The 16,135-nt window shown below is 62.7% G+C and carries 12 protein-coding genes; all 12 read left to right on the top strand.

The window, feature by feature from the left end; all coding sequences use genetic code 11:
• Positions 1 to 33 precede the first annotated feature (33 nt).
• The 12 genes from bamA (at position 34) to kdsA (ending at position 16,007) form a co-directional block, all read left to right on the top strand.
• Positions 34 to 2,382: an outer membrane protein assembly factor BamA gene (gene bamA / locus M2S36_RS15920; RefSeq protein ID WP_233687944.1), complete on the top strand. Its 2,349-nt coding sequence runs from the start codon at positions 34 to 36 to the stop codon at positions 2,380 to 2,382.
• Between the two features lie 44 nt (positions 2,383 to 2,426).
• A complete protein-coding gene (locus M2S36_RS15925; RefSeq protein WP_015269197.1) occupies positions 2,427 to 2,930 on the top strand; it encodes an OmpH family outer membrane protein in 504 nt (167 codons plus the stop codon).
• A gap of 1 nt (position 2,931) precedes the next feature.
• Positions 2,932 to 3,987, top strand: coding sequence for a UDP-3-O-(3-hydroxymyristoyl)glucosamine N-acyltransferase (lpxD, locus tag M2S36_RS15930; protein ID WP_207829443.1), 1,056 nt, complete (start codon positions 2,932 to 2,934; stop codon positions 3,985 to 3,987).
• Positions 3,988 to 4,101: 114 nt separating this feature from the next.
• Positions 4,102 to 4,542 carry a 3-hydroxyacyl-ACP dehydratase FabZ gene (gene fabZ / locus M2S36_RS15935; RefSeq protein ID WP_028634990.1) on the top strand — a complete coding sequence of 147 codons (441 nt, stop codon included), beginning with the start codon at positions 4,102 to 4,104 and terminating at the stop codon, positions 4,540 to 4,542.
• On the top strand, positions 4,539 to 5,315 hold the full coding sequence (gene lpxA / locus M2S36_RS15940) for an acyl-ACP--UDP-N-acetylglucosamine O-acyltransferase (protein WP_207829441.1): 777 nt from the start codon (positions 4,539 to 4,541) through the stop codon (positions 5,313 to 5,315). The genes fabZ and lpxA overlap by 4 nt, the downstream gene beginning before the upstream one ends.
• A gap of 1 nt (position 5,316) precedes the next feature.
• Positions 5,317 to 6,444 (top strand): lipid-A-disaccharide synthase, encoded by a 1,128-nt coding sequence (gene lpxB, locus M2S36_RS15945; RefSeq protein ID WP_207829439.1) that lies wholly within the window; start codon positions 5,317 to 5,319, stop codon positions 6,442 to 6,444.
• Position 6,445: 1 nt separating this feature from the next.
• On the top strand, positions 6,446 to 7,069 hold the full coding sequence (rnhB, locus tag M2S36_RS15950) for a ribonuclease HII (protein ID WP_207829437.1): 624 nt from the start codon (positions 6,446 to 6,448) through the stop codon (positions 7,067 to 7,069).
• A 186-nt stretch (positions 7,070 to 7,255) separates the two neighbouring features.
• Positions 7,256 to 10,780, top strand: coding sequence for a DNA polymerase III subunit alpha (gene dnaE, locus M2S36_RS15955; RefSeq protein ID WP_333957449.1), 3,525 nt, complete (start codon positions 7,256 to 7,258; stop codon positions 10,778 to 10,780).
• Between the two features lie 107 nt (positions 10,781 to 10,887).
• On the top strand, positions 10,888 to 11,835 hold the full coding sequence (gene accA, locus M2S36_RS15960; RefSeq protein ID WP_207829433.1) for an acetyl-CoA carboxylase carboxyl transferase subunit alpha: 948 nt from the start codon (positions 10,888 to 10,890) through the stop codon (positions 11,833 to 11,835).
• Positions 11,836 to 11,976: 141 nt separating this feature from the next.
• Positions 11,977 to 13,260 (top strand): tRNA lysidine(34) synthetase TilS, encoded by a 1,284-nt coding sequence (tilS, locus tag M2S36_RS15965; protein ID WP_333957450.1) that lies wholly within the window; start codon positions 11,977 to 11,979, stop codon positions 13,258 to 13,260.
• 269 nt (positions 13,261 to 13,529) lie between these two features.
• Complete coding sequence (locus M2S36_RS15970) at positions 13,530 to 15,158, top strand: CTP synthase (protein WP_004375437.1); 1,629 nt, start codon at positions 13,530 to 13,532, stop codon at positions 15,156 to 15,158.
• 3 nt (positions 15,159 to 15,161) lie between these two features.
• Entirely contained in the window at positions 15,162 to 16,007 is an 846-nt protein-coding gene (gene kdsA, locus M2S36_RS15975; RefSeq protein WP_025337985.1) for a 3-deoxy-8-phosphooctulonate synthase, read from the top strand.
• The last annotated feature ends 128 nt before the right edge of the window (positions 16,008 to 16,135 follow it).

Raw genomic sequence — 16,135 nt, forward strand, 5'->3', positions numbered from 1 at the left:
GCTGTTTATTGCCAGTTGGAATAAAAGGACTTCATGAAACGTCTGCTGCTAACTGCGGTCATGTCCGCACTGATGATCGCTGAAGTTCACGCCGAGTCCTTCACCATCTCCGATATCCGCGTCAACGGCCTGCAGCGGGTTTCCGCCGGCAGCGTCTTCGGTGCCTTGCCGCTGAACGTCGGCGACCAGGCCGATGACCGCCGCCTGGTGGAGTCGACCCGTTCCCTGTTCAAGACTGGCTTCTTCCAGGACATCCAGCTGAACCGCGATGGCAATGTGCTGATCATCAACGTGGTCGAGCGCCCGTCGGTGTCGAGCATCGAGATCGAAGGCAACAAGGCGATCAGCACCGAAGACCTGATGAAGGGCCTGAAGCAATCTGGCCTGGCCGAAGGCGAGATCTTCCAGCGTGCCACCCTCGAAGGTGTGCGTAACGAGCTGCAGCGCCAGTACGTGGCCCAGGGCCGCTACTCGGCCGAGGTCGACGCCGAAGTGGTGCCGCAGCCACGCAACCGCGTGGCGCTGAAGATCAAGATCAATGAAGGTACCGTCGCCGCCATCCAGCATATCAACATCGTTGGCAACAACGTGTTCGACGACGAGACCCTGGCGCAGCTGTTCGAGCTGAAGACCACCAACTGGCTGTCGTTCTTCAAGAACGACGACAAGTACGCCCGCGAAAAGCTCTCCGGTGACCTGGAACGTCTGCGTTCCTACTACCTGGACCGTGGCTACATCAACATGGACATCGCTTCCACCCAGGTGTCCATCACGCCAGACAAGAAACACGTCTACATCACCGTCAACATCAACGAAGGCGAGAAGTACACCGTTCGCGATGTGAAGCTGTCCGGTGATTTGAAAGTGCCTGAAGACCAGGTCAAGTCGCTGCTGCTGGTGCAGCCTGGCCAGGTGTTCTCGCGCAAGGTGATGACCAGCACTTCCGAACTGATCACCCGTCGCCTGGGTAACGAAGGCTACACCTTCGCCAACGTCAACGGCGTGCCGCAGCCGAACGATGAAGACCACACCGTCGACATCATGTTCGTGGTCGACCCGGGCAAGCGTGCCTACGTCAACCGCATCAACTATCGCGGCAACACCAAGACCGAAGACGAAGTGCTGCGTCGCGAAATGCGCCAGATGGAAGGCGGCTGGGCTTCGACCTACCTGATCGACCAGTCCAAGACTCGTCTGGAGCGCCTGGGCTTCTTCAAGGAAGTCAACGTCGAGACCCCGCCGGTGCCGGGCACCGACGACCAGGTCGACGTCAACTACAGCGTCGAAGAGCAGGCCTCCGGCTCGATCACCGCCAGCGTCGGTTTCGCCCAGAGTGCCGGCCTGATCCTCGGTGGTTCGATCAGCCAGAGCAACTTCCTCGGTACCGGTAACAAGGTGTCCATCGGCCTGACCCGTTCGGAATACCAGACCCGCTACAACTTCGGCTTCGTTGACCCCTACTTCACTGCCGATGGCGTGAGCCTGGGCTACAACGCCTTCTATCGCAGCACCGACTACGACGACCTTGACGTCGACGTGGCCAGCTACGCGGTGGACAGCTACGGTGCCGGCGTCAGCCTGGGCTACCCGATCAGCGAGACCTCGCGCCTGACCTATGGCCTGAGCGTACAGCAGGACAAGATCAAGACCGGCAAGTACACCGTCGACGAGATCTTCGACTTCCTGGAGCAGGAAGGCGATAACTTCCTGAACTTCAAGGCCTCGATCGGCTGGTCCGAATCGACCCTGAACAAAGGCGTGCTGGCCACCCGTGGCCACTCGCAAAGTCTGACCCTGGAATCGACCATTCCGGGCAGCGACCTGTCGTTCTACAAGCTCGACTACCGCGGCCAGCTGTTCAAGCCGATCACCAATGACTACACCCTGCGTCTGCACACCGAGCTGGGCTATGGTGATGGCTATGGCAGCACCTCGGGCCTGCCGTTCTACGAGAACTACTTCGCGGGTGGCTTCAACTCGGTCCGTGGCTTCAAGGACAGCAGCCTGGGCCCACGCAGTACCCCGAGCGACGGTACTCGACCGGGCACTCTTCGCGACCCGGATCAGGATCCGTTGCCGTTCGGTGGCAACGTGCTGGTGCAGGGTGGTGTCGAGTTGCTGTTCCCGCTGCCGTTCGTCAAGGACCAGCGTTCGTTGCGCACCTCCGTGTTCTGGGATGTGGGTAATGTGTTCGACACCAATTGCGGCAACCAGCCTGATTGCGAGAAGGTCGGTTTCTCGGGCATGGCCAGTTCGGTCGGCCTGGGCGTGACCTGGATTACTGCACTGGGCCCGCTGAGCTTCAGCCTGGCGATGCCGGTCAAGAAGCCGGACGATGCCGACACCCAGGTGTTCCAATTCTCTCTGGGCCAGACCTTCTGAGGTCGGCCCTCGCTTAATGACAACGGTTTATCCAGGAGTGCATCGTGCGTAAGTTGACTCAACTGGCCGTAGTGGCCGCGGCGCTGGTCGCCACCCCGGCTTTCGCCGAAATGAAGGTTGCCGTCCTGAACTATCAGATGGCCCTGCTGGAATCGGATGCCGCCAAGAAATACGCGGTAGATGCCGAGAAGAAGTTCGGCCCGCAACTGACCAAGCTGAAAAGCCTGGAAAGCAGCGCCAAAGGCATTCAGGACCGTCTGATCAAGGGCGGCGACAAGATGCAGCAACAGGAGCGTGAGCGCCTGGAGCTCGAGTTCAAGCAGAAGGCCCGTGACTTCCAGTTCCAGTCCAAGGAGCTGAACGAAGCCAAGGCCGTTGCCGACCGCGACATGCTCAAGCAGTTGAAGCCGAAGCTGGATGGCGCTGTCGAGGAAGTGATCAAGAAAGGCGGTTACGACCTGGTCCTCGAGCGTGGCGCGGTTATCGATGTCAAGCCTCAGTACGACATCACCCGCCAAGTCATCGAGCGCATGAACCAAGCCCGTTGATATGACCGTGACCATGACGCTAGGCCAGTTGGCCGAGGCCCTCGGCGCCACCCTCAAGGGGCCCGAGGCGCTGCAGATTACCGGGCTGGCCACCTTGCAGGAGGCTGGCCCCGGTCAGTTGAGCTTCCTCGCCAACCCGCAGTACCGCAAATTCCTGGATAACAGCCAGGCGGCCGCGGTGCTGCTGAAGGCGGCGGATGCCGAAGGCTTTGCCGGCAATGCGCTGATCGTCGCTGATCCTTATCTGGCCTACGCACGTATTTCCCACCTGTTCGACCCCAAACCCAAGGCTGTGGCGGGTATTCATCCCAGCGCCGTGGTTGCCGAGGACGCGCAGGTGGATGCCAGTGCCAGCATCGGGCCGTTCGCGGTCATCGAAAGCGGTGCGCGCATCGGGGCCAATGTCAGCGTGGGTGCGCACTGCGTGGTCGGTGCTCGTTGCGTGATAGGTGAGGGCGGCTGGCTGGCTCCGCGGGTCACCCTGTACCATGATGTGACCATCGGCAAGCGTGTGGTCATCCAGTCGGGTGCGGTGATTGGCGGTGAAGGTTTCGGCTTCGCCAACGAGAAGGGCGTATGGCGCAAGATTGCCCAGATCGGTGGCGTGACCATCGGCGATGACGTCGAAATCGGCGTCAACACCGCGGTCGATCGTGGTGCGCTGTCGGACACGCGGATCGCTGACGGGGTCAAGCTCGACAACCAGATCCAGATCGCCCACAACGTGCAGATCGGCGAGCACACGGCCATGGCTGCCTGCGTCGGGATTTCCGGCAGCACGCGCATCGGCAAGCATTGCACCATTGCCGGCGGTGTCGGCATGGTGGGTCATATCGATGTCTGTGATAACGTTTTCGTGTCCGGGATGACCATGGTGACCCGTTCGATCACCGAACCGGGTGCCTATTCTTCCGGCACTGCCATGCAGCCACTGGCTGAGTGGCGCAAGAGCGCCGCGCGTATCCGCCACCTGGACGACATGGCCAAGCGTCTCCAGCAGCTGGAAAAACGCGTCGATACCGTGACCTCAGGTGGCCAGCCGGCATCAGAAGGCTGATACCATTCCCTGAGCAAGAGTGAACAGTCGCTAGCTGGCTCCTCTTTGGACTGCAAAAGGAGCGTGTGGTCAGCACCTGCGCTCCCTATTCTTATTACAGGCTTCCCCCCCGAAATGATGGACATCAACGAGATTCGCGAATACCTGCCTCACCGTTACCCGTTCCTGCTGGTGGACCGCGTGACGGATCTGGACTACGAGGCCCAGAGCATTCGTGCCTACAAGAATGTCAGCATCAACGAGCCGTTCTTCAACGGCCATTTCCCGGCGCACCCGATCATGCCGGGCGTTCTGATCATCGAAGCCATGGCCCAGGCCGCCGGTATCCTCGGTTTCAAGATGCTTGACGCCAAGCCGGCCGATGGCACCCTGTACTACTTCGTCGGCTCCGACAAGCTGCGTTTCCGTCAGCCGGTACTGCCGGGTGACCAGTTGGTGCTGGAAGCCAAGTTCCTCAGCCGCAAGAGCATGATCTGGAAATTCGAGTGCCGCGCCCTGGTCGACGGCAAGCCGGTTTGCTCGGCGGAAATCACCTGTGCGGAACGCTCCCTATGAATTCGATTGATCCTCGGGCCATTATCGACCCCTCGGCCAAGCTGGCCGACGGTGTCGAGGTCGGCCCCTGGTCGATCGTTGGCCCCGATGTGGAAATCGGGGAGGGCACCGTTATCGGCCCGCATGTTGTGCTCAAAGGGCCGACCCGCATCGGCAGGCACAACCGTATCTTTCAGTTTTCCTCGATCGGCGAAGACACCCCGGACCTCAAGTACAAGGGTGAGCCGACGCGCCTGGTGATCGGTGACCACAATGTGATCCGCGAAGGGGTGACCATTCACCGTGGCACCGTCCAGGACCGCTCGGAAACCACCGTGGGCGACCACAACCTGATCATGGCCTATGCCCACATTGGCCACGACAGCGTCATCGGCAACCACTGCATCCTGGTCAACAACACGGCCCTGGCCGGCCATGTGCATGTGGGCGACTGGGCGATCCTGTCCGGCTACACCCTGGTGCACCAGTACTGCCATATCGGTGCCCACGCGTTTTCGGGCATGGGCACGGCGATCGGCAAGGATGTCCCGGCCTTCGTCACCGTGTTCGGCAGCCCGGCCGAAGCCCGCAGCATGAACTTCGAAGGCATGCGTCGCCGGGGGTTCAGCGACGAGGTGATCCACGTACTGCGCCGTTGCTACAAGATCGTCTATCGCCAGGGCCTGACCGTCGAGGACGCGCTCAAGGAGCTGGAGGAACTGGCTGCGAAGCACCCAGAGGTCGAGCTGTTCCGTCAGTCGATCGTGAACTCCGCCCGCGGTATCACCCGCTGACATGGCGCAGCTTTGCGTAGCCTTGGTCGCAGGTGAGGCCAGCGGCGACATTCTCGGTTCAGGTTTGATGCGTGCCCTCAAGGCACGCCACCCCGACGTACGGTTTATCGGCGTTGGCGGTCCCTTGATGGAAGCCGAGGGCATGCAATCCTACTTCCCCATGGAACGCCTGGCCGTCATGGGCCTGGTCGAAGTGCTGGGGCGTCTGCGTGAGTTGCTCAAGCGCCGCAAGCTGCTGATCGAGACCTTGATCGGCGAAAAGCCCGATGTGTTCATCGGCATCGATGCCCCCGACTTCACCCTCAACATCGAACTGAAACTGCGCCAGGCCGGGATCAAGACCGTGCACTACGTCAGCCCGTCGGTCTGGGCCTGGCGGCAGAAGCGTGTGCTGAAGATCCGCGAAGGCTGCGACCTGATGCTGACTTTGTTGCCATTCGAGGCGCGGTTCTATGAAGAGCAGGGCGTGCCGGTGCGCTTCGTCGGCCACCCATTGGCCGATACCATTCCGCTCGAAGCCGACCGCCCGGCGGCGCGTGCCGCACTGGGCCTGGGCGAAGGGCCGGTAGTCGCGTTGATGCCGGGTAGCCGGGGCGGCGAAGTTGGGCGCCTGGGGGCGCTGTTCCTGGATGCCGCCGAACGGTTGCGCCAGCAGGTGCCGGGCGTGCGTTTCGTGCTGCCCTGCGCCAATGCCGCGCGGCGTGCCCAGGTCGAGCAGATGCTCGCAGGGCGCGAGCTGCCGCTGACCCTGCTCGATGGCCAGTCGCACCAGGCCCTCGCGGCCTGTGACGCGGTGCTGATCGCCTCGGGTACCGCCACCCTCGAAGCGCTGCTGTACAAGCGGCCGATGGTGGTGGCCTATCGCCTGGCACCGCTGACGTACTGGATCCTCAAACGCCTGGTAAAGAGCCCCTACGTGTCGTTGCCGAACCTGCTGGCCCAGCGCGTGCTGGTACCCGAGCTGCTGCAGGACGACGCCACCAGTGAAGCCCTGGCCAACACCCTGGCGCCGCTGGTCGCCGATGGCAGCCAGCAGACCGAACGCTTCGACGAAATTCACCGCACCCTGCGCCGTGACGCCTCCAACCAGGCGGCCGAGGCGGTACTGGCCTTGCTCAAGGACCGCTGACATGCAAATTGGACTGGACTTCAACCTGGTCGAAGACCTGGTCGCCGGCGTCGACGAAGTGGGCCGTGGCCCGCTGTGCGGCGCGGTGGTGACCGCGGCGGTGATCCTCGACCCGGCACGGCCGATCCTTGGCCTGAACGATTCGAAGAAACTCACCGAAGCCAAGCGCGAGGCGCTGTTCGACGAGATCTGCGAAAAGGCCCTGAGTTTCTGCATCGCCCGCGCCGAGGTCGAGGAAATAGACCGCCTGAACATCCTGCAAGCCACCATGCTGGCCATGCAGCGCGCCGTGGAAGGCCTGCACATTACACCGAAGCTGGCCCTGATCGACGGTAACCGCTGCCCGAAGCTGGCCGTACCGGCGTCGCCGGTGGTCAAGGGCGATAGCCAGGTGCCGGCCATCGCGGCGGCGTCGATCCTGGCCAAGGTGACCCGTGACCGGGAGATGAGCGCATTCGAGCTGATCTACCCGGGGTATGGCATTGGTGGGCACAAGGGCTACCCGACCCCGGTGCACCTTGAGGCGCTGGCGCGATTGGGGCCAACGCCCATTCATCGGCGTTCCTTTGCCCCGGTGCGGGCAGCGTGGGATGCGCGTGAAGGTGTCACCGACTCCCTGATCTGACCTATGGGGCCGCCTTGCGGCCCTTCGCGGGCACGCCCGCTCCCACAGGTATAGCGCCGTTCCTGAGGGCGATGATATCCCTGTGGGAGCGGGCGTGCCCGCGAAGGGCTGCGAAGCAGCCCAAAAAACATCCCCATTTAAGCTACAATCCCGCCCTTGTCGTTCAGCACTGCTACAGGATCTTCCATGTCGGTTCCCTTCGTTCACCTGCGCGTCCACTCCGAATTCTCGCTGGTCGACGGCCTGGTGCGGATCAAGCCGCTGGCCAAGGCGCTGGCCGGGATGAACATGCCGGCGGTGGCGATCACCGACCAGAGCAACATGTGCTCGCTGGTAAAGTTCTACAAGACCGCCATGGGCGCGGGCATCAAGCCGATCTGCGGCGCCGACCTGTGGCTGGCTGGTGGCGATCCGGAAGCACCGCTGTCGCGTATCTGCTTCTTGGCCATGAACCCCAAGGGCTACCGCAACCTCACCGAGCTGATCTCGCGCGGTTGGACCGACGGCCAGCGCAACGGCCTGGTCATCCTCCAGCGTGAATGGATTGCCCCTGCCAGCGAGGGCCTGATCGCCCTGTCCGCAGGCAAGGAAGGTGACATCGGCATGGCCCTGCTGGCCGGCAAGGACGATGAAGCCGAGGCCCTGCTGCAGGACTGGATGGCAATGTTCCCCGAGCGCTTCTATGTCGAAGTGCAGCGCACCAACCGCGCCCGCGACGAGGAATATGTGCACGCTGCCGTGGCCCTGGCGGACAAGCTCGGCGCCCCGCTGGTTGCGACCAACGACGTGCGTTTCATCAAGCAGTCGGACTTCGACGCCCACGAAACCCGCGTGTGCATCGGCGAGGGCTGGACCCTCGACGACCCGCGTCGGCCAAGGATGTACAGTGACCAGCAGTACCTGAAGTCAGCCGAGGAAATGACCGAGCTGTTCAGTGACCTGCCCGACGCCATCGCCAACACCGTCGAGATCGCCAAGCGCTGCAACATCCAGGTGCAGCTGGGCAAGTACTTTCTGCCCGACTTCCCCACGCCCAACGGCATGGGCATCGATGACTACCTGCGGCATGTGTCCCACGAAGGCCTGGAAGAGCGCCTGGCGGTGCTGTGGCCGAAAGAGACCACGCCCAATTACGAAGAGAAGCGCCAGGTCTACCTGGACCGCCTGAAGTTCGAGCTGGACATCATCATCCAGATGGGCTTCCCCGGTTACTTCCTGATCGTTATGGACTTCATCAAGTGGGCCAAGAATAACGGCGTGCCAGTCGGCCCGGGCCGGGGGTCGGGTGCCGGCTCGCTGGTGGCCTACGTGCTGAAGATCACCGACCTCGACCCGCTGGCCTACGACCTGCTGTTCGAGCGCTTCCTCAACCCTGAACGTATTTCCATGCCCGACTTCGACGTCGACTTCTGCATGGATGGCCGTGACCGGGTGATCGATTACGTGGCCGAAGCCTATGGTCGTAACGCGGTCAGCCAGATCATCACCTTCGGTACCATGGCGGCGAAGGCGGTGGTGCGTGACGTGGCGCGGGTACAGGGCAAGTCCTACGGCCTGGCCGACCGCCTGTCGAAGATGATCCCGTTCGAAGTGGGCATGACCCTGGAGAAGGCCTACGAGCAGGAAGAAATCCTGCGTGACTTCCTCAAGGGCGACGAAGACGCCCGCGAAATCTGGGACATGGCCCTGAAGCTAGAGGGCGTGACGCGCGGTACCGGCAAGCACGCCGGTGGTGTGGTGATCGCCCCGACCAAGCTCACCGACTTCTCGCCGATCGCCTGTGACGAAGAGGGCGGCGGCCTGGTAACCCAGTTCGACAAGGATGACGTCGAGGCCGCCGGCCTGGTGAAGTTCGACTTCCTCGGCCTGCGGACCCTGACCATCATCAAGTGGGCGATGGAGATCATCAACCGCGAGCAGGCCAAGAAGAACCTGCCCGACGTCAACATCGACTTCATCCCGCTGGACGATCGCAAGACCTACGAGTTGCTGCAGAAGGCTGAAACCACGGCGGTGTTCCAGCTTGAATCGCGCGGCATGAAGGAGCTGATCAAGAAGCTCAAGCCCGACTGCCTGGAAGACCTGATCGCACTGGTGGCTCTGTTCCGCCCGGGCCCGCTGCAGTCGGGCATGGTGGACGACTTCATCAACCGCAAGCACGGCCGCGCCGAGCTGGCGTACCCGCACCCGGACTACCAGTACGAAGGCCTGAAGCCGGTACTGGCGCCCACCTACGGCATCATCCTGTACCAGGAACAGGTGATGCAGATTGCCCAGGTGATGGCTGGTTACACCCTCGGCGGCGCCGACATGCTGCGCCGTGCGATGGGTAAGAAAAAGCCCGAGGAGATGGCCAAGCAACGTGGTGGTTTCATCGAAGGTTGTGCCAACAACAATATCGATGCGGACCTGGCCGGTAACATCTTCGACCTGGTGGAAAAGTTCGCCGGCTACGGCTTCAACAAATCCCACTCCGCCGCCTATGGCCTGGTGTCTTACCAGACGGCCTGGCTGAAGACCCACCACCCGGCGGCGTTCATGGCCGCCGTACTCTCGGCGGACATGCACAACACCGACAAGGTGGTGGTGCTGGTCGAGGAAGTGCGCAGCATGAAGCTGCGCCTCGATGCGCCGGACGTGAACTTCTCCGACTTCAAGTTCACCGTCAACAACGACGGCCGCATCGTCTATGGCCTGGGGGCGATCAAGGGTGTCGGTGAGGGCCCGGTGGAAGCGATCGTCGAGGCTCGCGCCCAGGGCGGCCCGTTCAAGGACCTGTTCGATTTCTGCGAACGCATCGACCTGAAACGGGTCAACAAGCGTACCCTCGACGCGCTGATCCGCAGTGGTGCGCTTGACCGCCTGGGCCCGCACTTCCATGACGAGATCAAGGCCTACCATGCCAACATCGACCTCAACCGTGCCACCTTGCTGTCGGCGCTGGGCGAGGCCATCAAGGCCGCCGAGCAGGCGGCGCATACCGCTGACAGTGGCCACGTCGACCTGTTCGGCGGCATGTTCGACGAGGTGGATGCCGACGTTTACGCCAACCACCGCAAGGTGCGCGAGCTGACCCTCAAGGAACGCCTGAAGGGTGAGAAGGACACCCTTGGCCTGTACCTCACCGGCCACCCGATCGACGAGTACGAGACCGAGATCCGCCGCTTCGCCCGCCAGCGCATTATCGACCTCAAGCCGTCACGCGATACCCAGACCATCGCCGGCATGATCATTGCCCTGCGGGTGATGAAGAACAAGAAGGGCGACAAGATGGGCTTCGTCACCCTCGATGACCGCTCCGGGCGCATAGAGGCGTCGCTGTTTGCCGATGCCTTCATGGCGGCACAGTCCTTGCTGCAGACCGATGCCATGGTGGTGGTAGAAGGCGAGGTCAGCAACGACGACTTCTCCGGTGGCCTGCGCCTGCGGGTGAAGCAGGTGATGACCATGGAAGACGCGCGCACCAAGCTGGCCGAGAGCCTGCGCCTGAAGGTGGCGCACGAAGCGCTCAAGGGCGACCGGCTGAAGTGGCTGGGCGAGCTGATTACCCGCCATCGCGGCGCTTGCCCGATCACCCTCGAGTACACCGGCAGCGACGCCAAGGCCATGCTGCAGTTCGGTGAGCAGTGGGCCATCGACCCGGCCGATGGGCTGATTCAGGCGCTGCGTGACCAGTTCGGGCGTGAGAACGTCTTCCTGCAATATCGTTGAACCGACAAAAAATTTAATCTCGACCTGAATGCGCCTGATCCCTTAAGGTATGGCGCCAAACGGATCAACCGGCCGGCCGCCTGGCCGTAGACCCAAGACGGATGACTATGAACCCGAATTTTCTCGATTTCGAACAGCCGATTGCCGACCTGCAAGCCAAGATCGAAGGCCTGCGCCTGGTAGGCAACGACAACTCGCTGAACATCAGCGATGAAATTGCCCGTCTGCAAGACAAGAGCAACACCCTGACCGAAAGCATCTTCGGCAACCTGACCAGCTGGCAGATCGCCCGCCTGGCCCGTCATCCGCGTCGTCCTTACACCCTGGACTACCTGGAGCACATCTTCACCGAGTTCGAAGAACTGCATGGTGACCGCCACTTCGCCGACGATGCCGCCATCGTTGGTGGTACCGCGCGCCTGGATGGCAAGCCGGTCATGGTCATCGGCCACCAGAAGGGCCGCGAAGTGCGCGAGAAGGTACGCCGCAACTTCGGCATGCCGCGCCCTGAAGGCTACCGCAAGGCCTGCCGCCTGATGGAAATGGCCGAGCGCTTCAAGATGCCGATCCTGACCTTCATCGACACCCCGGGCGCCTACCCGGGCATCGACGCCGAAGAGCGCAACCAGAGCGAGGCCATCGCCTGGAACCTGCGCGTGATGGCACGTCTGAAAACCCCGATCATCGCCACCGTGATCGGTGAGGGTGGTTCCGGTGGTGCGCTGGCCATCGGTGTGTGCGACCAGTTGAACATGCTGCAGTACTCCACCTACTCGGTGATCTCGCCGGAAGGCTGCGCCTCGATCCTGTGGAAGACCGCCGACAAGGCCGCTGACGCGGCCGAGGCCATGGGCATCACTGCCGAGCGCCTGAAGAGCCTGAACATCGTCGACAAGGTCATCCAGGAGCCGCTGGGCGGCGCCCACCGTGACCCGGCGAAGATGTCGGAAAGCATTCGTGCCGACCTGGTACAGCAGCTGGACATGCTCGGCAAGCTCGACCACGACGCGCTGCTGGCCCGTCGTTACGATCGCCTGATGAGCTACGGCGTTTGATAATGCGGTGAATGGCACCGGCTTTGCCGGTGTTCGCGGGCACGCCCGCTCCCACAGGAATTGCACTGCCCTTGGGGCTTGCACCATACCTGTAGGAGCGGGCGTGCCCGCAAATGCTTTCTTGAATCGAGCGAGGGCTAGATGATCAACCTCACCCCTTGGCTCAACGCCCCCAACTGGTACATCGCCTTCTCCGGCGGCCTCGACTCCACCGTCCTCCTGCACCTGCTGGCCGATTACGCCCGCAGTCACGCATCGCCTCCACTGCGCGCCATCCACGTCCACCACGGCCTGCAAAGCGCCGCCGACGCCTGGCCCGCCCACTGCCAGACCGTCTGCGACAAGCTCGGCATCGAACTCCAGGTCGTCCACGTCCAGGTCACTCCCGGCGCCAGCCTCGAACAGGCCGCCCGCGACGCCCGCTATGCCGCTTTCAAACAAGCCCTCGGTCCAGGCGATATCCTGTTCACCGGCCAGCACCGCGACGACCAGGCCGAAACCCTGCTGTTCCGCCTGCTGCGCGGCGCCGGCCTGCGTGGCCTGGCAGCAATGCCGGGGCACCGGGTGCTAGGGCAGGGCAGCCTGGTCAGGCCATTGCTGGGCTGCTCCCGCCAGCAACTGCAGGACTACGCCCAGGCTAATGGGCTGGCCTGGATCGAAGATCCGTCAAACGCCGACACACAATTTGCCCGCAACTACCTGCGTGGCGAAGTGTTTCCGCTACTTCAGCAGCGTTGGCCGCAAGCCAGCCAGAATTTCGCCCGCGCCGCCGAGCACCTGGGCGAAGCCCTGGGCCTGCTGGACGAACTGGCCCAGGACGATCTGGCGCTTGCCGGGGAGGGCGCACCGGTGGCCTGGTCGGAGCTGGATTCCCTCGACCTGGCTACCCTGGTGGCGCTGTCGCCGGCCCGTCAGCGCAATGCCCTGCAACACTGGCTGAGCCGGCGCACCCGCCTGCCCGACACCCGGCACTGGGCAGGCTGGGCGGACCTGCGCGATGCCGCCGCCGATGCCCGGCCCGTCTGGCAGCTTGCCGATGGGCAACTGCTACGCAGCCATGGGCGCATCTGGTGGTTGAGCGGCGACTGGCTGCAGTTGCCCGCCGGCGAACTGGCCTGGGCCAATCCCGCCGAGCCTTTGCTGTTACCGGGCAACGGCAGCGTGCGTCTTGCTGGCGCAGTGCCGCTGGACGGCCTGCGCATTGCCTATCGCCAGGGCGGTGAAGTGCTGGACCTCCCCGGCCGCGGCCGGCGCGACCTCAAGCGCCTGCTCAACGAGCTGCAGGTGCCGTTCTTCCTGCGTCCGCGCCTGCCATTGCTGTACCAGGGCGAGCGCCTGCTGGCGGTGGCCAACCTGCCCGGGCGGGTGCAGGCGGATTGCCAGCTGTATTGGCAGTTGCCGACGAACGCGCAAGGTTTGAGCTGAAGGGTACATTCGGGTAGACTACCCTCCCTTCTTGATACAGCTTCTGTGGGTTCCGCGAAAACACAGGAGTTGCCGATTACCAAGCAGTTTTTTGCTGGGCTGATTCTTAAAATGACGAGCGAGCTCCATGCCGGGGATACCCCTGGTCTGTACAGACGCGGCAGTTTTTCGAGATGCACTGTGATTGACGCAGGTGATCGGGGGCTTCGGCCTTCCTTCGCTTTCTCCGGCGGCGCTGGCCGCCTTAACGCAGACTTCTAGGGTTTTTCATGACGCGCTACATATTCGTCACGGGCGGTGTTGTTTCTTCATTGGGGAAAGGCATTGCCTCGGCTTCCCTGGCGGCCATCCTGGAAGCGCGGGGCCTGAAGGTCACCATGCTCAAGCTGGATCCGTACATCAACGTCGATCCGGGCACCATGAGCCCGTTCCAGCACGGTGAAGTGTTCGTCACCCACGATGGCGCCGAGACCGACCTCGACCTGGGCCACTACGAGCGGTTCATCCGCACCACCATGACCCAGAACAACAACTTCACCACCGGCCGCATCTACGAGCACGTACTGCGCAAGGAGCGTCGTGGTGACTATCTGGGCGCGACCATCCAGGTCATCCCGCACATCACCGACGAAATCAAGCGTCGCATCATCAAGGGCGCCGGCGATGCCGACGTGGCCCTGGTGGAAATCGGCGGTACCGTGGGTGACATCGAGTCGCAGCCGTTCCTCGAGGCCATCCGCCAGCTGCGCGTCGAAGTGGGCTCCAAGCGCGCCATGCTGATGCACTTGACGCTGGTCCCTTACATCGCCACCGCTGGCGAGACCAAGACCAAGCCGACCCAGCACTCGGTCAAGGAGCTGCGCTCCATCGGCCTGCAGCCTGACGTGCTGATCTGCCGCTCCGACCACCCGGTCGATGCCTCGTCGCGTCGCAAGATCGCGCTGTTCACCAACGTTGAAGAGCGTGCGGTGATTTCGCTGGAAGACGTCGACACCATCTACAAGATCCCGGGCGTGCTGCACGCACAGGGCCTGGACGATTTCGTCGTCGAGCGCTTCGGCCTGCAGTGCAACGGCGCCGATCTGTCCGAGTGGGACAAGGTGGTCGATGCCAAGCTCAACCCTGAGCACGAAGTGACCATCGCCATGGTCGGCAAGTACATGGAGCTGCTGGATGCGTACAAGTCGCTGATCGAAGCGATGAGCCACGCCGGCATCACCAACCGCACCAAGGTCAACCTGCGCTACATCGACTCGGAAGACATCGAGAACCAGGGCACCAGCCTGCTCGAAGGCGCCGATGCCATCCTGGTGCCGGGCGGTTTCGGCCTGCGCGGTGTGGAAGGCAAGATCACCGCGGTGCAATACGCCCGTGAGAACAAGGTGCCGTACCTGGGTATCTGCCTGGGCATGCAGGTGGCCGTGATCGAATTCGCCCGTAACGTGATGGGCTGGAAAGACGCCAACTCCACCGAGTTCGACCGCAACAGCGGCCACCCGGTAGTCGGCCTGATCACCGAGTGGGCCGATGCCACCGGTGCCGTCGAGACCCGCAGCGAAGCCTCCGACCTGGGTGGCACCATGCGCCTGGGCGCACAGGACTGCCAGCTGGCCGCCGGTTCCAAGGTGCACGATTGCTACGGCAAGGACGTGATCACCGAGCGTCACCGTCACCGCTACGAAGTGAACAACAACCTGCTGCCGCAACTGATCGATGCCGGCCTGGTGGTTTCCGGCCGTTCCGAAGACGGCGCGCTGGTGGAAGTGGTCGAGTCCAAGGACCACCCATGGTTCGTCGCTTGCCAGTTCCACCCGGAATTCACCTCGACCCCGCGTGACGGCCACCCGCTGTTCAGCGGTTTCGTCAAGGCAGCCCTGGCTCAGAAGAACAAGGCCTGATCAATGACCCAGAAGATCATTCGCGTCGGTAACATCGAGATCGCCAACGACAAGCCGTTCGTCCTGTTCGGCGGCATGAACGTCCTGGAGTCCCGTGACCTGGCAATGAAGGTCTGCGAAGAGTACGTGCGGGTGACCGAGAAACTCGGTATCCCGTACGTGTTCAAGGCCAGCTTCGACAAGGCCAACCGTTCGTCGGTGACGTCCTACCGAGGCCCGGGCATGGAAGAAGGGCTGAAGATCTTCGAAGAGATCAAGCGCACCTTCAATGTGCCGGTCATCACCGACGTGCACGAGCCTTACCAGGCCGAGCCGGTAGCCAAGGTGTGCGACATCATCCAGCTGCCGGCCTTCCTGTCGCGGCAGACCGACCTGGTAGTGGCCATGGCCAAGACCGGCGCGGTGATCAACATCAAGAAGGCCCAGTTCCTCGCGCCCCAGGAAATGAAACACATCCTGACCAAGTGCGAAGAGGCCGGTAATGACCAGTTGATCCTCTGCGAGCGTGGTTCTAGCTTCGGCTACAACAACCTGGTGGTGGACATGCTCGGCTTCGGCATCATGAAGCAGTTCGAGTACCCGGTGTTCTTCGACGTGACCCATGCCCTGCAGATGCCGGGTGGTCGCGCCGATTCCGCCGGGGGGCGCCGCGCCCAGGTCACCGACCTGGCCAAGGCCGGCATGAGCCAGGGCCTGGCCGGGCTGTTCCTCGAAGCCCACCCCGATCCGGACAACGCCAAGTGCGATGGCCCATGCGCCCTGCGCCTGGACAAACTGGAGCCGTTCCTGGCCCAGCTCAAGCAACTGGACGACCTGGTGAAAAGTTTTCCGACGGTAGAAACCGCGTAAAGCTCGATTCTCGGGTAAAGTACCGTCCGATCCACCCCTGACCAGTCGGTCAGGGGTTCCCTTCACCCGGCCTGCCCACTGCAAGTCCGCCCGGTGAACGGCAAGAATTTCCTAAGCTAAGTTGTTTT

The organism is Pseudomonas sp. SF2 (genome assembly GCF_036858055.1).
Lineage (GTDB): Bacteria > Pseudomonadota > Gammaproteobacteria > Pseudomonadales > Pseudomonadaceae > Aquipseudomonas.